At 72.0% G+C, this 22,062-nt stretch carries 21 protein-coding genes; 4 read left to right on the forward strand and 17 right to left on the reverse strand.

Features of this window, described 5'->3' with window-relative positions:
* Positions 1–2: 2 nt before the first annotated feature.
* From ACH35V_RS10830 to rimP, 15 genes are all read right to left on the reverse strand, one after another.
* Entirely contained in the window at positions 3–644 is a 642-nt protein-coding gene (locus ACH35V_RS10830; RefSeq protein ID WP_395971714.1) for an FMN-dependent NADH-azoreductase, read from the reverse strand.
* Positions 645–724: 80 nt separating this feature from the next.
* Complete coding sequence (locus ACH35V_RS10835) at positions 725–1,096, reverse strand: phage holin family protein (RefSeq protein ID WP_395971716.1); 372 nt, start codon at positions 1,094–1,096, stop codon at positions 725–727.
* 81 nt (positions 1,097–1,177) lie between these two features.
* Positions 1,178–2,500 carry a M16 family metallopeptidase gene (locus ACH35V_RS10840; protein ID WP_395971717.1) on the reverse strand — a complete coding sequence of 441 codons (1,323 nt, stop codon included), beginning with the start codon at positions 2,498–2,500 and terminating at the stop codon, positions 1,178–1,180.
* 79 nt (positions 2,501–2,579) lie between these two features.
* Positions 2,580–4,919: a polyribonucleotide nucleotidyltransferase gene (locus ACH35V_RS10845; RefSeq protein ID WP_395972041.1), complete on the reverse strand. Its 2,340-nt coding sequence runs from the start codon at positions 4,917–4,919 to the stop codon at positions 2,580–2,582.
* A 399-nt stretch (positions 4,920–5,318) separates the two neighbouring features.
* The gene (gene rpsO, locus ACH35V_RS10850; protein WP_117399522.1) at positions 5,319–5,588 is read right to left on the reverse strand and encodes a 30S ribosomal protein S15; all 270 of its coding nucleotides are present in this window, start codon (positions 5,586–5,588) and stop codon (positions 5,319–5,321) included.
* A 213-nt stretch (positions 5,589–5,801) separates the two neighbouring features.
* Positions 5,802–6,746: a bifunctional riboflavin kinase/FAD synthetase gene (locus ACH35V_RS10855; protein WP_395971719.1), complete on the reverse strand. Its 945-nt coding sequence runs from the start codon at positions 6,744–6,746 to the stop codon at positions 5,802–5,804.
* A 104-nt stretch (positions 6,747–6,850) separates the two neighbouring features.
* Positions 6,851–7,519 (reverse strand): hemolysin III family protein, encoded by a 669-nt coding sequence (locus tag ACH35V_RS10860; protein WP_395971721.1) that lies wholly within the window; start codon positions 7,517–7,519, stop codon positions 6,851–6,853.
* A gap of 121 nt (positions 7,520–7,640) precedes the next feature.
* Positions 7,641–8,513, reverse strand: coding sequence for a tRNA pseudouridine(55) synthase TruB (gene truB, locus ACH35V_RS10865; protein WP_395971723.1), 873 nt, complete (start codon positions 8,511–8,513; stop codon positions 7,641–7,643).
* Between the two features lie 34 nt (positions 8,514–8,547).
* Entirely contained in the window at positions 8,548–9,882 is a 1,335-nt protein-coding gene (locus ACH35V_RS10870) for a bifunctional oligoribonuclease/PAP phosphatase NrnA (protein ID WP_395971725.1), read from the reverse strand.
* A complete protein-coding gene (gene rbfA / locus ACH35V_RS10875) occupies positions 9,879–10,412 on the reverse strand; it encodes a 30S ribosome-binding factor RbfA (RefSeq protein WP_395971726.1) in 534 nt (177 codons plus the stop codon). Before rbfA ends, ACH35V_RS10870 begins: the two co-directional genes overlap by 4 nt.
* A 79-nt stretch (positions 10,413–10,491) precedes the next feature.
* Positions 10,492–10,800: a DUF503 domain-containing protein gene (locus ACH35V_RS10880; RefSeq protein WP_395971727.1), complete on the reverse strand. Its 309-nt coding sequence runs from the start codon at positions 10,798–10,800 to the stop codon at positions 10,492–10,494.
* Positions 10,801–11,180: 380 nt separating this feature from the next.
* The gene (gene infB / locus ACH35V_RS10885) at positions 11,181–14,231 is read right to left on the reverse strand and encodes a translation initiation factor IF-2 (RefSeq protein ID WP_395971728.1); all 3,051 of its coding nucleotides are present in this window, start codon (positions 14,229–14,231) and stop codon (positions 11,181–11,183) included.
* A 150-nt stretch (positions 14,232–14,381) separates the two neighbouring features.
* Entirely contained in the window at positions 14,382–14,705 is a 324-nt protein-coding gene (locus ACH35V_RS10890) for a YlxR family protein (protein WP_395971729.1), read from the reverse strand.
* On the reverse strand, positions 14,671–15,756 hold the full coding sequence (gene nusA / locus ACH35V_RS10895; RefSeq protein ID WP_395972042.1) for a transcription termination factor NusA: 1,086 nt from the start codon (positions 15,754–15,756) through the stop codon (positions 14,671–14,673). Before nusA ends, ACH35V_RS10890 begins: the two co-directional genes overlap by 35 nt.
* A gap of 25 nt (positions 15,757–15,781) precedes the next feature.
* A complete protein-coding gene (gene rimP / locus ACH35V_RS10900; RefSeq protein ID WP_395972043.1) occupies positions 15,782–16,432 on the reverse strand; it encodes a ribosome maturation factor RimP in 651 nt (216 codons plus the stop codon).
* Between the two features lie 317 nt (positions 16,433–16,749).
* On the opposite strand from rimP, the gene ACH35V_RS10905 reads away from it, so the two are divergent.
* The 3 genes from ACH35V_RS10905 to ACH35V_RS10915 all read left to right on the forward strand — a co-directional run bounded on the left by ACH35V_RS10905 (position 16,750) and on the right by ACH35V_RS10915 (position 19,358).
* Positions 16,750–17,799: a ferritin-like domain-containing protein gene (locus tag ACH35V_RS10905; RefSeq protein ID WP_395971730.1), complete on the forward strand. Its 1,050-nt coding sequence runs from the start codon at positions 16,750–16,752 to the stop codon at positions 17,797–17,799.
* Positions 17,800–17,885: 86 nt separating this feature from the next.
* Positions 17,886–18,194, forward strand: coding sequence for a hypothetical protein (locus tag ACH35V_RS10910; RefSeq protein ID WP_395971731.1), 309 nt, complete (start codon positions 17,886–17,888; stop codon positions 18,192–18,194).
* A gap of 99 nt (positions 18,195–18,293) precedes the next feature.
* Positions 18,294–19,358, forward strand: a complete 1,065-nt coding sequence (locus ACH35V_RS10915; RefSeq protein WP_395971733.1) for a TRM11 family SAM-dependent methyltransferase — start codon at positions 18,294–18,296, stop codon at positions 19,356–19,358.
* Positions 19,359–19,394: 36 nt separating this feature from the next.
* Here ACH35V_RS10915 and ACH35V_RS10920 read toward each other — a convergent pair whose 3' ends face one another.
* Positions 19,395–20,096 (reverse strand): HAD family hydrolase, encoded by a 702-nt coding sequence (locus ACH35V_RS10920; protein ID WP_395971735.1) that lies wholly within the window; start codon positions 20,094–20,096, stop codon positions 19,395–19,397.
* A gap of 94 nt (positions 20,097–20,190) precedes the next feature.
* Here ACH35V_RS10920 and ACH35V_RS10925 point away from each other — a divergent pair, with 94 nt between their 5' ends.
* Positions 20,191–20,460: a hypothetical protein gene (locus ACH35V_RS10925; RefSeq protein ID WP_395971737.1), complete on the forward strand. Its 270-nt coding sequence runs from the start codon at positions 20,191–20,193 to the stop codon at positions 20,458–20,460.
* Between the two features lie 51 nt (positions 20,461–20,511).
* Here ACH35V_RS10925 and ACH35V_RS10930 read toward each other — a convergent pair whose 3' ends face one another.
* Complete coding sequence (locus ACH35V_RS10930) at positions 20,512–21,918, reverse strand: hypothetical protein (RefSeq protein WP_395971738.1); 1,407 nt, start codon at positions 21,916–21,918, stop codon at positions 20,512–20,514.
* Positions 21,919–22,062 lie beyond the last annotated feature (144 nt).

Raw genomic sequence — 22,062 nt, forward strand, 5'->3', positions numbered from 1 at the left:
CGTCAGAAGCGCTTGCCGAGTTCGCGTGCCTCGGCGTGCGCGGTGCGGCGTCCGGTCTCGGCGTCGGCGGTGGCGAGGTTCGGGCGGAACGCGACGGTGCTGACGTCGGTGATCCCGGCCCAGCGCAGCCAGCCGTCCAGGAACGCCATCTGGTGGTCGGCGCCGAACGCGGGCGGACGGCCCTCCCCGTACACGGCGCTGGTGTACAGGACGGCGGCCTTCTTGCCGCTGAGAAGGCCGGTGTAGCCCTTCTCGGGGTCGAAGGAGAAGACCCAGCCGGGCTGGGACACGACGTCGATGAACTGCTTGAGGATGTACGGGACGTTCGTGTTCCACATGGGGACGCTGAACAGGTAGCGGTCGTAGGAGTCGAAGCGCTCGAAGACGCGGCGCGCGGCGCGCCAGGCCTCGGCCTGCTCCCCGGTCGGCTCGTTCCCCGCGAAGACGGCCATCTTGGCGGCGGTCGCGGCGGGGCCGAATTCGGGGAGCGTGCCGTCCCACAGGTCGTGGTGGTCGACCAGGTCTTGATCGCCGGCAGGGCCGCCGTGGGTCTCGCGGTAGGCGTCCAGGAACGCGCCGGCGAGCGCCAGGGACTCGGACTCGGCGCCGCGGGGGGACGCGGAGATGTGCAGCAGGCGGGACATGGGGGATCCTCTCCGAAGACATGCGGACTAAAGTCCGGTTACTTGTCTCGGAGATTAGCGGACCTCGGTCCGGTTGGCAACTAGTCGTCGGCGACGAACAGGTTGAGGGCCCAGCTGACGACGCCGATGATGATCGCGCCCCAGAACGCGGGCCAGAACCACTCGACGTGGAACGGCAGGTCCAGCTCGCCCGCGACCCAGCTCGTCAGCATGAGCAGCCCCGCGTTCACCAGCAGGGCGATCAGGCCGAGGGTCAGGATGTAGAACGCGCAGCCCAGGACCTTGATGACCGGCTTCAGGACGGCGTTCACCACACCGAAGATCGCGGCGACCGCGAGCAGCGTCAGGGCCCGTTCCGCCGTGTCGCCGGCGGTGAGCTCGACGCCGTCCAGCACGGCCTCGGCGACCCACAGCGCGATCGCGGAGATGACGAGCCTGATGAGGATCTTCACCCGCCGGGACTTACCCGATCATGCCCGGGCTAACGTCGGGCACGGCGCGAGGGTCGGGCGGGCGCGAGGGGGCGCGGCGCGTCAGGCGGCGAACTCGCGGTCTCCCACCGGGCCGATGACGGTGAGGGCCTGCGGGCCGGCGAGGACCTCGCTCGCGATGGCGCGGACGTCGTCCAGGGTGACGGCCTCGATGCGGGCCAGGACCTCGTCCACGGGCAGCAGCGACTCGTACACGAGCTCGCTCTTGCCGATGCGGCTCATGCGGGAGCCGGTGTCCTCCAGGCCGAGGACCATCGCGCCGCGCAGCTGCCCCTTGCCCCGTTCCAGCTCCTCGGCGGTGAGGCCGACGCCGGTGGCCTTGTGCAGCTCGTCGCGGCAGATCGACAGGACCTCCTCGGCCTTGGCGGGCTGGCAGCCCGCGTAGACGCCGAAGATGCCAGAGTCGGCGTACTGGGCGGTGTAGCTGTACACCGAGTACGCCAGGCCGCGCTTCTCCCGGATCTCCTGGAACAGCCGGGACGACATCCCGCCGCCGAGCGCCGCGTTCAGCACGCCGAGCGCGAACCGGCGGTCGTCGGTGCGGGACACGCCCGCGCCGCCGAGGATGATGTGGGCCTGCTCGGTGTCCTTGTCGATCACGACGTTGCGCGGGTCGATCGGCGCGGGCGTCCCGTCCAGGCGCGGCGGGGCGGGCTCGGCGTCGCCGGCGGGCAGGTGCCCCTCGAACGCCCGCGACACCAGCCCGACGACCTCGTCGTGGTCGATGTTGCCCGCCACCGACACCACCAGCTGGGACGGGACGTAATGCTGCCGGTAGTAGCCGTGGATGCGGTCGCGGGACAGCGCGTTGATGGAGTCCTCGGTGCCGAGGATGGGACGTCCGAGCGGGGTGTCGCCGTACAGCGCGGTGGCGAACTCGTCGTGGATCAGGTCGCCGGGGTCGTCGTCGCGCATGTGGATCTCTTCGAGGATCACGCCGCGTTCGGCCTCGACGTCCTCGGGACGGTTCACCGACGCCGCGACCATGTCGGACACGACGTCCACGGCGAGGGGGAGGTCGGCGTCCAGGACCCGCGCGTAGTAGCAGGTGTACTCCTTGGCGGTGAACGCGTTGAGGTCGCCGCCGACCGCGTCGACCGCCGCGGAGATCTCCAGCGCGGACCGCCGCTTCGTGCCCTTGAACAGCACGTGCTCCAGGTAGTGGCTGGCGCCGGCGTCGGCGGGGGCCTCGTCGCGGGAGCCGACCGCCGACCAGATGCCGAACGCGGCGGACCGCACGGTCGGCATCGTCTCGGTGATGATCCGGAGCCCGCCGGGCAGGACGGTGCGGCGCACCGCGCCGGCCCCGTCGGTGTGGATCGTGGTGGTGGTGCCGGGCTCCTGCGCCCTCGCCGGCAGGGTCACGTGTCGCTCACATTCCGTCGTCAAAACATCCGGCCGGCCGTCCCACGGCGGGACGGCCGGCCGGTCATGGGCCTGGAGATCAGGAGTTGCGCTGGCCGGAGTCGTCGCCGCGGCGGGTGCGGCGGCGGCGCGGGCGGCGCTCGCCGTCGTCGTCGTCGCGGCGCTCCCGCCGGTCGCCGTCGTCCTCGCCCTCACCGGCGGCGGACGCGGGGGCGCCCCCGTCACCGGAGTCGGACCGCTCGGCGGCCTCGCGCTCGATCACGTCGACCGGCACCAGCGACAGCTTGCCGCGCTGGTCGATCTCGGTGACCTCCACCTGGATCTTCTCGCCGACGCCCATCACGTCCTCGACGTTCTCGATCCGCGCGCCGCCGTGCAGCTTGCGGATCTGCGACACGTGCAGCAGGCCGTCCTTGCCGGGCAGCAGCGACACGAACGCGCCGAACGTCGTGGTCTTGACGACGGTGCCGAGGTACCGTTCGCCGATCTCCGGCATGTGCGGGTTCGCGATCGAGTTGATCGCCTGCCGCGCGGCCTCGGCGGACGGGCCGTCGGTGGCGCCGACGTAGATCGTGCCGTCGTCCTCGATCGTGATGTCGGCGCCGGTGTCGTCCTGGATCGAGTTGATCATCTTGCCCTTGGGGCCGATGACCTCGCCGATCTTGTCGACCGGGACCTTGATCGTGATGATCCGCGGCGCGTACGGGCTCATCTCGGCGGGCGCCTCGATGGCCTCCTGCATCACGTCCAGGATCGCCAGGCGGGCGCCCTTGGCCTGCTTCAGCGCGGCGGCAAGCACGGAGGCGGGGATGCCGTCGAGCTTGGTGTCGAGCTGCAGCGCGGTGATCAGGTCGCGGGTGCCGGCGACCTTGAAGTCCATGTCGCCGAAGGCGTCCTCGGCGCCGAGGATGTCGGTCAGCGTGACGTACTCGTCGCCCTCGTTGATCAGGCCCATCGCGATGCCCGCCACCATCTGCTTCAGCGGGACGCCCGCGTCCAGCAGCGACATGGTGGACGCGCACACCGAGCCCATCGAGGTGGACCCGTTCGACCCGAGCGCCTCCGACACCTGCCGGATCGCGTACGGGAACTCCTCGCGGCTCGGCAGCACCGGGAGGATGGCGCGCTCGGCGAGGGCGCCGTGCCCGATCTCGCGGCGCTTCGGCGACCCGACGCGGCCCGTCTCGCCGGTGGAGTACGGCGGGAAGTTGTAGTTGTGCATGTAGCGCTTGGTGCGCTCGGGGTTGAGCGTGTCGATCATCTGCTCCATGCGGAGCATGTTCAGCGTCGTCACGCCCAGGATCTGGGTCTCGCCGCGCTCGAACAGCGCCGAGCCGTGCACCCGCGGGATGACGTGCGCCTCGGCCGTCAGCTGGCGGATGTCCTTCAGGCCGCGGCCGTCCATGCGCTGGCCGTCGCGGATGACCCGCTCGCGGACCAGCTTCTTCGTGACGGCGCGGTAGGCGGCGGAGATCTCCTTCTCGCGCCCCTCGAACGTCTCGGCGAGCTTCTCCGCGACGCCCGCCTTCAACTCGTCCAGGCGGGTCTCGCGGTCCTGCTTGCCGGCGATCGTGAGCGCCTGCGCGAGGTCCGCGCTGACGGCGTCGGTGACGGCGGCGAGCACGTCGTCCTGGTAGTCCAGGAAGATCGGGTACTCGGCGGTCTCCTTCGCGGCGACGGCCGCGAGGTCGCTCTGCGCCTTGCACAGCGCCTTGATGAACGGCTTGGCCGCCTCCAGGCCCTCCGCGACGGTCTCCTCGGTCGGGGCGGTGGCGCCCTCGCCGACGAGCCTGATGGTGTCGCGGGTGGACTCGGCCTCGACCATCATGATCGCGACGTCGCCGTCCGCCAGGACGCGTCCCGCGACGACCATGTCGAACGTCGCGTTCTCAAGCTCGGGGTGGGTCGGGAAGCCGACCCACTGGCCCTCGATCAGCGCGACGCGGACGCCGCCGATCGGGCCGGAGAACGGCAGCCCGGCCAGCTGCGTCGACATCGAGGCCGCGTTGATCGCGACGACGTCGTACAGGTGGTCGGGGTTGAGCGCCATGATCGTCTCGACGACCTGGATCTCGTTGCGCAGGCCCTTGGTGAACGACGGGCGCAGCGGCCGGTCGATCAGCCGGCAGGTCAGGATCGCGTCCTCGGACGGACGGCCCTCCCGGCGGAAGAACGAGCCGGGGATGCGCCCGGCCGCGTACATCCGCTCCTCGACGTCCACGGTCAGCGGGAAGAAGTCGAGGTTGTCCTTCGGCTTCTTCGACGCGGTGGTCGCCGACAGCACCATCGTCTCGTCGTCGAGATAGGCGACGGCGGAGCCGGCCGCCTGGCGGGCCACCCGGCCCGTCTCGAAGCGGATGGTGCGGGTGCCGAACGTGCCGTTGTCGATCACGGCCTCGGTGCTCTGCGCGCCGTCGATGCGCACGGCTTCTGTCACGGGAAACCTCCTTAAGGTTCCATATCGGTCCTCGCGGCCGTTTCCCGTGGTCTTGCACGCTGCCGGTCTTCGATCGAAGCGCCCGGATCGAGATGCCCGCATATGCGGCGGGACGGATCCGGAAGCCACTACCGAGGACCGGCCCGCACCAGCGGTGTCCGCGAGGCTTGTCTGCAGTTTTACGGCCCGCCCCGCGCCCCTGTGCGGGGTGAGCGGGCGGCCGGTGCGCACTGGGTGCCCTACCCATCCGGCAGGGTCCTGCTCGTGTGCGAGCGGACCCCTGGGCGGAACCCGGGCGCGTCCGGACGAGGCGTCGCGCCCCGTCCGGCCGTCGGGCCCAAAAAGGAAGGGAGCGGCCCGGCGGGCCACTCCCTGACCGTCCTAGCGGCGCAGGCCGAGTCGCTCGATCAGCTGCCGATAGCGGTTGATGTCCTTGTTGGCGAGGTACTTCAGGAGCCGGCGACGACGGCCGACCAGCAGCAGGAGGCCGCGGCGGCTGTGGTGGTCGTGCTTGTGCTCCTTGAGGTGCTCGGTCAGATCGTTGATCCGACGCGTGAGCAGCGCGACCTGGACCTCCGGGGATCCGGTGTCACCCTCAGTGGTCGCGTACTCCGAGATGATCTTGTTCTTGGTGGCGGTGTCGAGCGACACGTGGCTCCTTCGATGCGATCGTCACCCGCAGATCCGGGCCCGGAGGGCGCGCGGGTCCGCATGGTGCGTTTAAGAGAGTGGCGGGCCGCATGAGGGTGCAGCCAGCCGCGCCGGGGCCCTTCCCGGCGACTATTCACCGTACCATGCCGGAAAGCCCCCCGGTTACGAAGCGGAAAGCCCCGTTATCGCAGGGTACGCGCGTTTCCTGGCGTTCTACTCCGATGTGATCTCGCGGGCGCGGGCCACGTCCCGGTGCATCTCCTCGATCAGCGCCTCGACCGAGTCGAACTTCAGCGTGTCGCGGATGCGGGCGGCGAAGTCGGCGGCCATGTGCTCGCCGTACAGGTCCAGGTCGTCACGGTCCAGCGCGTACGCCTCGACGGTCCGCTCCCCCGCGCCCTCGAACGTCGGGTTCGTCCCGATGGAGATCGCCGCGGGCCAGCGGAAGGCGGGATAGCGCTCGGAGTCGCAGACCAGCCAGCCCGCGTACACGCCGTCGGCCGGGATCGCGGTGTGCGGCAGCGTCTCCAGGTTGGCAGTCGGGAAGCCGAGCGCGCGGCCCCGCATGTGGCCGCGCACGACGACGCCCTCGACGCGGTGCGGACGGCCGAGCGCCCGCGCCGCCGTCCCGACGTCGCCCGCGTCGAGCCGCCCGCGGATGTAGGTGGACGAGATCGTGTCGCCGTTCGCCACCAGCGGCATGCCCTCGGTGGTGAAGTCGTACTTCTCGCCCAGCTCCCGCAGCAGCGCCACGTCGCCCTTGGCCTTGTGCCCGAACCGGAAGTCCTCGCCGACGATGACGTGGGACGCGTGCAGCCGGTCGACCAGGACCGACTGGACGAACTCGTCCGGCGGCACCTTCGACAGCTCCAGCGTGAACGGCACGACGACGACCGCGTCGGTGCCGAGCCCCTCCAGCAGCTCGATCCGGCGCCTGGTGCTCGCGAGCAGCGGCGGATGGGTGCCGGGGCGGACGACCTCGTCCGGGTGCGGGTCGAAGGTGATCACCACGGACCGCAGGCCGCGGCGGCGGGCCTCCTCGGCCGCCGAGCCGACGATCCGCTGGTGGCCGCGGTGAACGCCGTCGAACACCCCGATGGTGACCACCGAGCGGCCCCAGTCCGCGGGAACCTCGTCGAGGCCATTCCAGCGCCGCACCATGCTCTCCCTGCGTAGGACGTGCCTGCCCGGTCGTGTGGCCGCCCGGTTATTGCTGCCGTCCTAAGAGTGCCATGCGCGGGCCGCCCAGGTGGCACCCGGGTTCACGCGGACTGGTAGACGACCAGGGAGACGGCGATGTACTGCAGGACGTAGGCGGCGAGCGTGCAGGCGTGGAACACCTCGTGGAACCCGAACCAGCGCGGCGACGGGTTGGGGCGGCGCAGCCCGTACACCACCCCGCCGACGCTGTAGCAGACGCCCCCGAACGCGACCATGAGGCAGGCCGCGAGGCCCGCGCCGGACAGGAACTGCGGCATGAAGAACACCGCCACCCAGCCGAGGACGATGTAGAGCGTCACGTAGAGGGCGCGCGGCGCCCCGATCCAGGCCGTCCGGAAGACGACGCCGGCGATGGCGCCCGTCCAGACGATGGCGAGGACGGCGACGCGGACGCCGCCGTCCAGCGCGAGGACGGCGAACGGCGTGTACGTCCCGGCGATGATCAGGTAGATGTTGGCGTGGTCGAAGCGGCGCAGGACCTCCAGCAGCCGGTGCGAGGTCTGCCGGTGGTAGGTCCCCGAGATCCCGAACAGCATCCCGGAGGTCGCCACGTAGATCGCCGACGCGAGCCGCGCCTCCACGCTCGGGCCGAGCGCGACCAGCACCAGCCCGGCGACGAGCACCGCGGGGAACGCCCCGATGTGCAGCCAGCCGCGCAGCCGCGGGCGGGTCGGGGACGCCGCCGCCGCGCTGTCGTCCAGGGTGGTCATCGACACCTCCTCACCAACAACCTACGGAAACGTAGGTTACGCGACCGTAGGTTGAAATGCACCGCCTCCTACCGGTGATGATCGCCACGGGCGGTGCGTCCCGTCCAGGCCGGGCGGTTGATCAGGAGATGAACACGGCGAGCGGCTTGGCGACGTTCCCGTGCTCCTCGACGAGCGCCAGCAGCGTCCCGTCGGGCGCGAACACGCCGACCGGGCCCGGACCCAGCCCGGCCGCCGGGAGGCGCCCGCCGTGCGCGACCTTGCGGGCGTCGTCGTCCGACACGTCCCGGCGCGGGAACACCGCGGCGACCGCCTCGCCCATCGGCAGGATCTCCAGTTTCCCGGCGAGCTGGTCGAGCGTCCGGGCCATGCCGAGGTCGTAGGGGCCGACGCGGGTGCGGCGCAGCGCCGTCAGATGCCCGCCGCAGCCGAGGGACCCGCCCAGATCGCGGGCCAGCGCGCGGATGTACGTGCCGGACGAGCACGCGATGGACGCGTCCAGGTCGATCACGTCGTCGTGCCGCCGTACGTCCAGGACCGCGAAGTCGTGCACCGTCACCGGACGGGCCGCGAGCTCGACCTCCTCGCCCTTGCGGGCCATCTTGTAGGCCCGCTCCCCGTTCACCTTGATGGCGCTGACCTGCGGCGGAACCTGCAAGATCGGCCCGGTCAGCGCCGCGACGCCCGCGCGCAGCGTCTCGTCCGGCACCGACGCGGCGGACGCGGTCGCGGTGACCTCGCCCTCGGCGTCGTCGGTGTTGGTCGTCACGCCGAGCCGGATCGTGGCGTCGTAGCCCTTCTCGGTCAGCGCCAGGTGCCCGAGGAGGCGGGTGGCCTTGCCGACGCCGAGGACCAGCACGCCCGTCGCCATCGGGTCGAGCGTGCCCGCGTGCCCGACGCGCCGGGTCTTCGCGAGCCGCCGCATCTTGCCGACGACGTCGTGCGACGTCCAGCCGGACGGCTTGTCCACGATGACGAGTCCCGAGTTCTCCACGCCCGCTCCGAAAGTCAGTCCCGGTCGGCCCGGGTCAGTCCAGCTCGCCGGGGACGCGCAGCGCGGCCCGCAGCCGGTCGATGATCCAGGCGGGCTCCCCGCCCATGGTGAACGCGGCCGCGGTGCGGTGCCCGCCGCCGCCGAGCTCGACGCAGGCGCGGCCGACGTCGACCGAGCCCTTCGAGCGGGTCGACACGTACCACTCGCCCCGGTCGTTCTCCTTGCACACGACCGCGACCTCGGCCTCGTCGGTGCGCCTGAGCTGGTCGATGACGCCTTCGAGCTGGTCGTAGTCGACGTCGCGGGCGTCCCGGTCGGAGCGCGCGATCGTCGTCCAGACCAGGCCGCGGCCGTCCGCCGCGTCGCGCTCCAGCCGGGCCCGCGCCAGCGCGCCCGCGAGGACCTGGAGGTAGCCGAACGGCGCCCGGTCCCACAGCTCGCGGCTGACCGCCTCCGGCCGGACGCCCGCCGTCAGCAGCCGTCCCGCCAGGTCGTGGACCTCGGGCGTCGTGCACGGGTACTTGAACGAGCCGGTGTCGCTCGCCAGCCCCGCGTACAGGCCCTGCGCGATGTCGCGGTCGAGCGGGACGCCGAGCCTGCGGATCAGCTCCTCGACCAGCACCGCCGTGGCGGCGGCGTCCGGGTCGACGAGGCGCACCCCGCCGAACCCGGTGTTGGACGCGTGGTGATCGACCACGATCAGCGCCCCGGCCCGTCCGGCGGCGCCGGCGAGCGCGCCGAGCCGGGCCTGCCCGGCCGCGTCCAGCGAGATCATCAGCTCCGGCGCCGCGGGCATCCGCGCGGGCTCGACCAGCATCTCCTGCCCGGGCAGGAACCGCAGGATCGCGGGCACGGCGAACGGCTCCCCGAACGACGCCAGGCACCGCTTGCCCATCGCCCGCAGCGCCTGCGCGAGCGCCAGCATCGAGCCGAGCGCGTCCCCGTCCGGCGCCACGTGGCAGGCGAGGCAGACCTCGTCCGCGGCATCGATCAGCTCGACGGCCCGTTCCCACTCCAGTTCCCCGAGCGCATCGACCGCTTCGACGGCCTCGACCGCTTCGACCGGCGGGAGCGGTTCGGTGACGGCCTTCGGCTCGCCGGTGACCGGCGATCCTGCGGCCGCGTGCGACTCGGCGGACGCCGGCGGTTCGACGAGCCCCGGTTGTGCGGCGGCCGTGGGTGACTCAGTGAGCGTGGGCGGTTCTGCGGGCGTGGGCGGCTCGGCGGGGGTGGTGGGCCTGGCGCGGAGGGCGCCGCCGCGCGGAATGACGTCGTGGCCGTTCGCGGAATGCCCGTCCGCGTCGTGCAGCAGGCATTCCTCGCTCCAGCCGGCGCCCGGCGCGTCCGCGCGCCCCTCCGGTCCGCTCACGACGGCGGGCGTCCCGAACGGCCGTCCTCACCGTCCCCCGCGGCGTCGTGCCCGTCGAACTCCGCGTCGTCTTCGTCGTCCTCGTCCTCGTCGAGGTCCTCGTCCTCGTCGGGGCCGTTCTCGCGGTACGGGTTCGCCTCACCGGCCGGGGACGCGCCCTGCGCGGCCTTCGCCACCTCCGCGTCCTTGGCGCGGGCCTGCGCGAGGAGGTCGTCGATGTGCGCCACGTTCTCCATCAGGGAGTCCATGACGAAGGTGAGGCTGGGCGTGTGCCGGACCCCGGTCTTCCTGCCCACCTCCGACCGGATGACGCCCTTGGCGCTCTCCAGCGCGGCGGCGGTCTCGGCGCGTTCGCCGTCCGACCCGTAGACCGTGTAGTACACGGTCGCGTCGCGCAGGTCGTTGGTGATGCGGGTGTCCGTCACGGTCACGAAGCCGAGCCGCGGATCCTTGATCCGCCTCTCCAGCATCTCGGCCACGATCTGCTGGATGCGGTCGGCGAGCTTGCGCGCCCGAGCTGCGTCCACCATGATCGCACTCCCTTTCTATGGTCTGACGACCCTTCCATGGTCTATCGATGACCCGTCCCGCGCTCCGTTTCGGCGCAGGTCAGTCCTCATCGTTGAAGAGCCGTTGCCGCGCGGACAGCAGCTCGATCTCCGGCCGTCCGGCCACGAACCGTTCGCACTGCTCGAGCACCTGGGTGCAGTTGGCGGCGCTGCCGGACACCACCGCCACCCCGATCTCCGCCCTGCGGTACAGGTCGTTGCCGCCGGTCTCGGCGACCGCCACTCCCGGGAAGTGCTTGTGCACCTCGGCGAGGATCGGCCGCATGACGGACCGCTTCTGCTTCAGCGAGCGGACGTCCCCCAGCAGCAGGTCGAGTGTCAGGGCACCCACGTACACCTGGTCGATCACCTCGGGATCTTCAGAAGTTGGAACGACGGTGGTCACCCGCCGTGTTCCCGGCGACACCCCGAAGCGGGACGAGCCGGACATGCCAGACGCCAGGCTAGAAGATCCGCCCGCCGCCGTGTCACCGATTGCACGATCACATCGCTGATGGCCCGAGATACCGGGCGGCGGACATCTCAGCGTGTCCCGATCACCCTGGATCACCAAGGCCGTCAGTCGCACGGCCTCAACCGTCGCGCGAGCGCGTTACCTGGCCGTGGGAGGCGATGCCGAAAGCGAGCCTCCCACGGCCAGATCGCGAAGCGATGTCGCGCTCGCACAATTCAGGTCAGGATGCGAGCCGCCAGGCGAGCATCCTGGGCCGGAATTGCATGAGTACGGCCTCAGTCGCGGGGCTTCTCCCGCATCTCGAAGCACTCGATGACATCTCCGAGCTTGATGTCGTTGTAGCCCACGCCGATACCGCACTCGAAGCCCTCGCGGACCTCGGTGGCGTCGTCCTTGAAGCGGCGCAGCGACGACACCGTGAGGTTGTCGGAGACGACGACGCCGTCGCGGACAAGGCGCGCCTTGGCGTTGCGCTGGATGACCCCCGAGGTGACCATCGAGCCGGCGACGCTGCCGATCCGCGGCACCTTGAAGATCTCGCGGATCTCCGCGGTGCCGAGCTGGGCCTCCTCGAACTCCGGCTTGAGCATGCCCTTGAGGGCCGCCTCGATCTCCTCGATCGCCTGGTAGATGATCGAGTAGTACCGGATGTCGACGCCCTCGCGGTCGGCCAGATCCTGCGCGTTGCGCTCCGGCCGGACGTTGAAGCCGATGATGACCGCGCCCTCGGACGCCAGCGACAGGTTGACGTCGTCCTGGGTGATCGCGCCGACGCCGCGGCGGATGATCCGCAGGTTGACCTCCTCGCCCACGTCGATCTTGAGGAGGGAGTCCTCCAGCGCCTCGACGGAACCGGACACGTCGCCCTTGAGGATGAGCAGCAGCTCCTGCCGCTCGCCCCGCTCCAGGTCCTTGAACAGCTCTTCGAGGGAGCTGCTCTTGCGGCTCTTGAGCAGTTCGGCGTTGCGCTTGCGCGCGACGCGCCGGTCGGCGATCTGCCGCGCGACCCGGTCGTCCTCGACGACGAGGAAGTTGTCCCCCGCGCCGGGCACGGCCGCGAGGCCGAGCACCTGCACCGGACGGGACGGCCCCGCCTCCTGGACGGGCTCGAAGTTCTCGTCGAGCATCGCCCGGACGCGGCCGTGCGCCACGCCGCAGACGATCGAGTCGCCGACCTGGAGGGTGCCGCGCTGCACCAGCACGGTCGCCACGGCGCCCCGGCCCTTGTCCAGGTGGGCCTCGATGGCCGAGCCCTGGGCGGGCATGTCGGGGTTGGCCTTCAGGTCGAGCTCGGCGTCGGCGGTCAGGACGATCGCCTCCAGCAGCCCGTCGATGTTGAGCCGCTGCTTGGCGGACACGTCGACGAACTGGGTGGAGCCACCGAACTCCTCGGCGACCAGGCCGTACTCGGTGAGCTGCGCGCGCACCTTGTTCGGGTCCGCGCCCTCGACGTCGATCTTGTTGACCGCGACGACGATCGGGACCCCGGCCGCGGTGGCGTGGTCGATCGCCTCGGTGGTCTGCGGCTTGACGCCGTCGTCCGCGGCGACCACCAGCACCACCAGGTCGGTGGTGTCGGCGCCGCGGGCCCGCATGGCGGTGAACGCCTCGTGGCCCGGGGTGTCGATAAAGGTGATCTTGCGCTCTTCGCCGTCGACCTCGGTCTCGACCTGGTAGGCGCCGATGTGCTGGGTGATGCCGCCGGCCTCGCCCGCCTGCACGTTGGCGCTGCGGACGGCGTCCAGCAGCTTGGTCTTGCCGTGGTCGACGTGACCCATGACGGTGACCACCGGCGGACGGGACTGGAGGTTCTCCTCGCCGCCCTCGTCCTCGCCGTACTCGATGTCGAACGACTCGAGCAGCGCGCGGTCCTCGTCCTCGGGGCTGACGACCTGGACGTCGAAGTCCAGCTCGAGCCCGAGCGCCATCAGGTCGTCGGGGTCGACGGACTGGGTCGCGGTGACCATCTTGCCGAGATGCATCATGATCGCGACGAGCGACGCCGGGTTGGCGCCGATCTTCTCGGCGAAGTCGGTCAGGGTCGCGCCCTGCGGCAACCGGACGGTCTTGCCGTTGCCGCGCGGAGCCGAGACGCCGCCGGCGGCGGGCGCCTGCATGTTCTCGAATTCCTGACGGCGCGCCCGCTTCGACTTGCGTCCGCGTGCGGGGCGTCCGCCGGGACGGCCGAACGCGCCCTGCGTGCCGCCGCGACCGCGGCCGCCGCCGCCCGGACGGGGACCGCCGAAGCCGGGACGTCCACCGCCGCCGCCTCCGGCGCCCGTGCGGGCACCGCCGAAGCCGCCGCCGCCACCGGGACGGCCACCGCCGCCGGGACCGCGGCCACCGCCGCCCGGACCGCGGCCACCGCCGCCGGGACCACGGCCGCCGCCGGGGCCGCCGCGCCCTGGGGCGCCGCCGCCACCGCCGCCGGAAGGCCGCGAGGACGGCATGTTCATCGGGCTCGGCCGCGGGCCGCCCGGACGAGGCGGCATGTTGCCGCCCCCCGGACTCGGCCGCGGGCCGCCGGGACCGGCGGCTCCACCCGGCCTCGGACCGGGACGCTGCCCGCCCGGAGCGCCGCCGCCGCCTGGGCGGTCACCGCTCTGGCGCGGACCCGGACGCGGGCCCGGCTTGGGCGCCTGGCCCATGCCGCTGGCGTTCGAGCTGAACGGGTTGTTGCCCGGACGCGGACGTCCGCCACCGCGGCCGCCGCCTTCGGAGCGGGGGGCGGGACGCGGGCCCGGCTTGGGCGCGCGGGGACCCGGCTTCGGGCCGCCCGGCGCGCGGGTGCCGGAACCACCGGGACCGCCGGAACCGGACGCGGGCGGCGCGCTCGGCGCCTGCGCCGCGGGCGCGTCCACCGGCGTGCTCGGCACGGGCGGGACCGCCGGACGCGGCGGGGCCGGCTTCGCGCCGCCGCCGGGACCGCCCTGGCCGCCCTGGCCGCCTTGACCACCCTGACCGCCGCCCGGGGCGGCCGGAGCGCCTGGGGCGCTCGGGGCCGGCTTGGGGGGCGCGGGCGGGCGCGGCCCGGCGGGCCTAGGGGCCTGCTGCCGCGTGCTCTGAGAATCGGAGGGGCCGCCGGACGGTCCCGGACGCGGCGCGCCCGGACGCGGACCCGAAGGACGCTTCGGGGCGCCCCGCTTGTCCCCCTGCTGGGAGGACGACGAATTGGAGAAGGCTTCTTTCAGCCTGCGTTCGACCGGCGCCTCGATCGTGGAGGACGCCGACCTTACGAACTCGCCCATTTCCTTGAGCTTGGCCATGACGACCTTGCTCTCTACACCGAACTCTTTGGCGAGTTCGTACACCCGGACCTTGGCCACTGCACTCCCTACTCGGTCCGGGGGTGCGGCCTCCGGACCGTCGCTAACTTGCCGTACTCATAGCGGCGTGCTCATCGAGCGCTCATAGCAATCTCGACCTGCTTCCGACTAGACGTCGCTTACCTTCGGCCATTGAGCTACCTTCGGCCATTAGCCATCCTGCTGCTGCGCGGCGCGTGCCGCAAGCCGGGCCTGCAGCGCACCGGTGTCGAGCGGCCCCGGAAGGCGAAACGCCCTCGGGAACGCCCGACGTCGCTCTGCGAGCTCGAGACATCCCGGATCGGGGTGCAGATGCGCACCCCGTCCCGGCAGCCGCCCACGCGGATCGGGGACGATGACGCCCTCGACCACCACCAGGCGCAGCAAGTCGGACTTGACCGAACGAACCCGACAGCCCACACACGTGCGGACAGGGGCCGATCGGCCATGTGTCATGAGTCTACCGCGCCGACGCGTCGGCGGGACCGGTCGCATGCGCTCCTGGCGTAGAAGATCCAGATTCGCCGGGCTCGGCGGCCTTGGTGGCCGTTTCCCCGGACGTGGCCGACCGCTCCGGCGCGGGCGTCTGCTCGGGCTCGGTGTCGGACCTGATGTCGATCCGCCAGCCGGTGAGCCGGGCTGCCAGCCGGGCGTTCTGGCCCTCCTTGCCGATCGCGAGGGACAGCTGGTAGTCGGGCACGATCACCCGGGCGACCCGGGCGTCGGCGTCGACCACCTCCACATGGGAAACCCGCGCGGGCGACAGCGCATTCCCGACGAACTCCGCCGGATCCTCCGACCAGTCCACGATGTCGATCTTCTCGCCGTGCAGCTCGGCCATCACGTTGCGGACGCGGCTGCCGAGCGGGCCGATGCAGGCGCCCTTGGCGTTCACGCCCGCCTTCCGGGAGCGCACCGCGATCTTGGTGCGGTGGCCGGCCTCGCGGGCGATCGCCGCGATCTCCACGGTGCCGTCCGCGATCTCCGGGACCTCCAGCGCGAACAGCTTGCGCACGAGGTTCGGGTGCGTCCGGGACAGCTGGATGGACGGGCCGCGATGGCCCTTGCGGACCTGCACGACGTAGGCGCGCAGCCGCTCGCCGTGCTCGTACTGCTCGCCGGGCACCTGCTCCTGCGGCGGCAGGACGGCCTCGATCTTGCCGAGGTCGACCAGCACGTTCCGCGGGTCCTTGCCCTGCTGGATGATGCCGCTGACGATGTCGCCCTCGCGTCCGGCGTACTCGCCGAACGTCAGCTCGTCCTCGGCGTCGCGGAGGCGCTGCAGGATGACCTGCTTGGCGGTGGTGGCCGCGATGCGCCCGAACCCGGTCGGGGTGTCGTCGTACTCTCCGACGGGCTCGCCTTCCTCATCGGTCTCGGTCGCCCACACGGTGACGTGGCCGCTCTGGCGGTCCAGTTCGACGCGGGCCTTGGGGGCCGCGCCCTCCGTCCGGTGGTAGGCGATCAGCAGCGCGTCTTCGATGGCCTTGACGGCCACGTCGAGCGAGATGTCCTTCTCGCTCTCCAGGCCGCGCAGGGCGGTCATGTCGATGTCCACGAGGTTCCCCCCTCTAGTCCGGCTCAGCCGGAGAACGCGTTCCCTCGGCCGTGCCCGCAGGGTGTTTGAACTCCACCTGCACTCGGCCGCGCCCCAGCTCGCCCAGGCCGAACCGGCGCCGGACGGTCTCCGTCGCGGCGGCCCTGCCCGGCCCGGCCTTTCCCGGCCCGGCGCCCTTCGGCCCGGCGCCCTTCGGCACGGCGCCCTTCGGCTCGGCGGACTTGCCGCCCTTGGCCCCGGCTCCCTTGTTCCGGCGCCGCTGGACGACGTCGATCTCCACGGCCTCGTCGTCGGCCGCGACCACGCGGCCCTCGATCTGGCCTCCCTCGGTCAGCGGGGCGACGACCAGCCGGCCGACGGCACGGCGCCAGTGCCGCGGCTCGGTGAGGGGGCGGTCGACGCCCGGGGAGGTCACCTCCAGCACGTACGGCGAGGTCCCCATGACATCGGCGGCGTCGAGCAGCTCGGAGGCCATCTCGCTGATCGCGGCGATGTCGTCGAGGCCGACGCCGTGGTCGCCGTCCACGACGACCCGCACGAGGCGGCGCCGTCCGGCGGGCCGCACGTCGACCTCCTCCAGGTCGAAGCCGGCCTCGCCCACCGCGGGCGCGAGCAACTCGGTCAGCTCGGCGGCGTCGGCGCGCGCCGGGCGGCCCTCGCGCATCGGGGCGCCGTCGCGCCCGCCCTGGTTGCGCCCCCCTTGAGCGCGGCCGCCGCGGGACTCGACGCTCATGGGACCCTCCTCCTGTTGTGCCGCCTGCGATCTGTCGTGCCGCGTGCGGACCGTGCCGCCTGCGATCGCGGACGTCGCCGCTCGTACCTTGACACCTCAAGACTATCGACAGCCGGGGACCGCAGCGGTTTTTCGATCGGCTCACCGGCGCGGCGGATATGGAATGCTTGAGCAGGCCCGATGGACGAGTCCCGGGACCCAGGCCGCAGAGGGCCGCCGCCACCACTCCACCGGGTGAGGAGACTCCCTTGCCAGAGGCCGTGTCGCGCCCGCCCGAATCCATGTCGCGCCAGTCGGAATCCGTGTCGCGCCTGCCGGAATTCGTGTCGCGTCCGCCGGGATCGGTGTCGCGGCGGGTGCTGCTGGGGCGGGGGGCGGCGCTGGGCGGGGGCGCGCTCGTCCTGCCGTGGCTGGCGGGCTGCGCGGCGGAGGCCGCGGCGCCGCGCGCGGACGTGCCGACGCTGGTCGGCGCGATCGCGTCCGAGCAGAACCTGATCGCCACCTATGAGGCGGCGCGGTCGGCGAACACGTCGCTGGCCGGACGGCTGGAGCCCGTCCTGGCCCGGCACCGGGAGCATCTCGCCGTCCTGAAGCGCCATTACGTGCCGGGGTCGGGCGACCGGGCCGACGAGGGCGGCGCGATTCCGGCCCCCAGCGCCTCCCCTGTGCCCCGGGGCGGCGGGGTCTTCGTGGTGTTGCGGGAGGCGGAGGAGCGCGCCGCCGAGGAGCGCGGGGCCGAGGCCGCCAAGGCGGCTCCGGGGCTGGCCCAGCTGCTGGCGAGCATCGGCGCGTGCGAGGCGGGCCATGCGATGAGGGTGAAGGGGCAGGCCCCGCGGGTCCGGTCGAAGTCCGGGGCCGAGGCCGTCCAGACGGCGCTGGCCGCCGAGCACGCGGCGGTGTACGGGTACGGGGTGCTCGGCGCCCGGCTGCAGGGGCCGCTCCGGCAGACCGCGAAGGCCGTCTGGAACGCCCACCGGGCCCAGCGCGACACGCTGATCTCGCTTCTGTCCGGCACGCCGGTCGCCGCGGCGGCCGTCTACGAGCTGCCGGTCGAGGTCACCTCGGCGCGCAGCGCCGCTCAGCTCGCGGCGGCCCTGGAGGACGAGCTGGTCCCCGCCTACGTCGGTCTCGTCGGCGTCCCCTCCCCCGACCTGCGGGCCTTCGCCGCCGACGGCGCGCAGCGGGCCGCGGCGCGGGCGGCGGCCTGGCGCGGCAAGGCGGGCGCGCCGGCGCCGCGGGACGCGTTCCCCGGGCTGCCGTCCACGGCGCTTTCCCCGCGCTCCGAATCGGGTGAGTGATCTTCCGCACGCTGGGAACGAAGTGCCCGATTCATCGCGTTCATCCCTTTACATGGGGATGACTCGGGGGAGGAGTCCAGATCGGCATGACCACGATTCCGCAGGGGAGCGCCCTCGATGAACTCCGGGCCGCCTACCACGAACAGCTGACGCAGCTCGCCACCGAGCGCGACGCCGCCCGGCGCCAGGCGCGCAGGGCCCAGGCCCAGGCCGACGTGGCGCGGGCCGACCTCGCAAGTTTGCAGAGCCGCGTCCACGAGCTGCTGAACGCCGCCGCGCGGCACCTGCCGGACCTTCCGGCCGTGGAGGGTCCAGTGGCGCAGCGGGCCCTTCCCGCCGCGTCCGGCTCCGCCGATCCCGACCAGCCTGGAGAACGTCCGGCCCGAGCCGCCTGACCCGGGAGGAACGGCCCCCGCAAGGGCCGTCGGAGACCGCCGGGAACGCCTGTTCCCGGCGGTCTCCGCTGTGCGGGAACAGGCTGTAAGGTCGGGCGAATGACCGCGTACGGCCTCCTCGTCTCCCCCTCGCACAACCGGGTTTATGCCCAGGCCGCCGCCGGGCTGGTGAAGGCGGAGCTGACGGTGTTCAGCGAGCGGGCACTGGGCGGACGCGTCCGCGACGTCCAGGAGACCATGATCGGCGGCGTCCCGTACGTGACGTTCTCCGCCGACGAGCTGACGGACCAGGACGTCCGCCTCCTGTCGAACCTGTCGTCGCTGTACGCGCTCTTCCAGATCGAGGACGAGCTTCTCCGTCCCGTCACGCTCCAGCCGCTCGACCTGTTCGGCAGCGACCTCCTCACCATCCAGAAGTACTCGGGCAAGACGAACGAGTACTTCACCAAGCTGCTGCTGAACGTCACCGCGATGGCGAGCGACTCCCCCATGGACCTGGTCACCGGGCGTCCACGCGTCCTCGACCCCATGTGCGGGCGCGGCACGACCCTCAACCAGGCCATGATGTACGGCCTGGACGCCGCCGGGATCGACATCGACGGCAAGGACTTCGACGCCTACGCGGCCTTCATCAAGACCTGGCTGAAGAACAACCGGGTCAAGCACCAGGCCGAGATCGCCAACATCCGCCGCGAGAAGGCCGTCCTCGGACGCCGCCTGCACGTGACGCTGGGGGCGTCCAAGGAGCGCTACAAGAGCGGCGAGACGATGGAGATCACCGTCGTGAACGCCGACTCCCTCGATGCCGGGAAGTTCTTCCGGCCCGGGTCGTTCGACCTGATCGTGACGGACGCGCCGTACGGGGTGCAGCACGGGAGCCGTCCCAAGGGCGGGCAGGGGCAGCGGGGGCGGACGGGCAAGCCGCAGCTGTCGCGCAGCCCGGTCGAGCTCCTCACGGCCGCCGTTCCCGAATGGGCCCGGCTCCTGCGCTCCGGCGGCGCCATCGGCATCTCGTGGAACACGTTCGTGGGGCGCCGTGAGGAACTCGCGGACGTCCTCGCGTCCAACGGGCTGGACGTCCAGGACTCCGACGCCTACCGCGGCTTCCGCCACCGCGTCGACCAGGCCATCACGCGCGACCTCATCACCGCCCGCAAGCCCTGATCAGCACCGCCCGCAAGCCCATGACCGGCCTCACGGTCATGGAGCGTGCCAGCGTTCGATGTGCGGGAGCAGCTCGTCCAGGGCGTGGATGAGGGCGTCGGGCGGCGTGAGGCCGGGACGCTCGAAGGCGTGCGTGGTCTGGTGCCGGATCTGGACGGCGCGCAGCCCGGCGGACTTGGCGCCGTGGATGTCGTCGTACGGGCGGTCGCCGACGTAGACGCAGGACGCGGGATCGGTGGCGCCGACGGCGTCCATGGCGGCGCGGAACGCCTTGGCGTGCGGTTTCGTCCAGGGGATCTCGCTGGAGTAGACGGCGCCGTCGAGCAGGTGCAGGACGTCGTCGCGGGCGAAGATCCGCTCGTGCAGCTCGCGCGACCAGATGGTGTTGGACAGGACGCCGACGCTGATCCCGCGCTCGCGGAGCGCGGTGAACAGGCCGGGGACGGCGGGGTCGGTGTGGGTGTGCGGCGTCCAGGTCTCGAAGTGGGTGGCGAGGAGCGCCTCGGTGGGCTCGACGCCGGCGATCTCGAAGACCTCGGGGAGGGTGGCGCTGCGCTGCTCCTCGTCGCAGCGGCGGCCGAGCGCCAGCTCCGCGTCGGCGAGCGCCGCCGCGGCCTTCTCGACGTCGTCCGGGGGGAGGTGGGCGGTGCAGATCGCGCGCCACAGGTCGGCCAGTTCGATGTCGTGCCAGGGGGTCAGCGTGCCGCCCCAGTCGAAGATCACAGCTTGTACGCCCATGCTCCGGATCGTAACCAGGCGGGAGCGGGAGTAGGGCGGCCGTCAGCGGGGATACCGGTCCGATCAGCGGAAACCGACGCGAACTGGAGGAGCCATGAGGGCGCGCGAGCCCGGTGAGGCCAGGGACTTCCGCGACGACGTCGACGACATGGGCGACAACACCCAGGACGAGCAGATCAGCCTGACGGAGGAGTACGTCACCGATCCGCCCGAGGAGTTCGAGATCGAGGAGCCCCGGCAGAGCAGGGATGGGCTGGGCATCACCGAGTACGAGCGGCAGACGGCCGGGGAGGACGACGACGAGCGGCCCCGTCCGGACACGCCCGCCGAGTCCGACGCCGTCAACCCCACCCGGAGACCTTGAGCACGCTGCTGCGGGGCGCGGAACGGAGCGGGGCCGCGCGGAGCGGAGCGGTTACGGCATGCCCGGCTTCTGCATCTCCTTGCGGTAGATCCAGTACAGCATCCGCTGGCCGGGACGCTCGGTGACGCCCCAGACGCGGTCGCCTCCCGAGTAGGGGTCGAAGGCGAGGGACTCCCCGCCGATCGGCCCGACCTGGTGGAACGGCGAATTGCCGTCCCCGTCGCGGTCGCTGTAGATGGAGCCGGGCGAGGCGCCGTTGGACGTGTTGTAGTAGATCGTGTCGCCCGTCCCGCTGTGGTAGCCGGAGACGCCCTGCACCTTGGTGAGGTTCGTGCCGTACACGACCGATGACTTCACCCGTCCGGACGCGTCGGTCTTGAGCGACCCGTCCGCGTTGAGGGGCCACCGCACCACGCGCATGGGCCGCGCGGACGTCACCCCGCCCGCGGTCTTGAACTCGGCGGTGAGGAGGCTCTTCGGCGAGGTGGTCGGGTCGTAGGAGACCGTGCTGAAGCAAAGGTCCTGGTTCTGGGCGTCCGGCGCCTTGTCCCAGGCGGGGCAGGAGCCGGCGTTCTCGGGGCTGAAAGCGGCCGTCTGGAACAGCGCGTACTTCTCGTTGTGGGCGTAGAACTTGCCGTCGTCGCCCACGCCGAGGATGTTCTGGCCGGTGGCCACCCGGTATGTGCGGCGGATGTCGTACACCCGCAGCCCGGACGTGCTGGCCGTGTAGAGGAAGTCGCCCGCCAAGGCGGTTCCGCCCTGGTGCTGCTTGGCTTCCGCGACGCCCTTGGTGGTGACCGATCCGGTCGGCGGCGCGGCGGGCGAGACGTCCTTGAACGCGAGCTTCCCGTCTGCGGTGGCGGTGGGGATCACCAGCGTGACGGGCTGGTAGGCGCCCTTGGCCTGGACGCGCGGCCGGGTGCCCACGGTGATGCGCGACCCGTCCGTCACCCAGTCGTCGCCCTCCTTGTGCCGGTGGTACCAGCTGAGGACGACGCCGTCGAGCTGCTCGGTGCGGCTGATGGCGACGCCCTGCGGGATCCAGTACTGGGAGCTCTTGTCGCCGTTGTCGAAGCACCACGCGCCGAGCGTCACCTTGGCGTCGACGGCGGTGACGGCGTCGTTGGAGCCGCATTCGCTCTTCCAGCTCAGCCCGTTGCCGGCGCCGGCCGCCGCGGCGGCGAGGTTCGGCTGGCGCGTCATGCCGCGGTCGGGATTCGCGGCCATCGCGTCGAGCTGGCGGAGGGCTTCCGCCGACACGGGCTCGGACTTCATCGTGAACGAGACTCCGGGGAGCGGCGCGGTGTCTCCGGCGGCGGCCGCCACCTCGGCGGGCACTGCGGCGGGCGAGATCGCCACCGTCCGCGGGGTCCCGGACGGCAGCGCCACGGCGGCGGCGATGGCGAGCACGGCGCCGCCCCCGAGGCCGAGCATCGTCGTCGTTCGGGGGGTGTACATGGTGACCTTTCCGGGAGACGGGCAGAAATGGGACAGACCGGTGATCCTAGGCACTCATTGATCATCTGTCAGAGCGACGCGCGAGGTTCCTGACCAATACGCCGACCGCGCCGTGACGGGCGAGACAAGGGTTGCCCAGCGATT

It is taken from the genome of Actinomadura sp. 1N219, assembly GCF_044326405.1.
Taxonomy (GTDB): domain Bacteria; phylum Actinomycetota; class Actinomycetes; order Streptosporangiales; family Streptosporangiaceae; genus Spirillospora.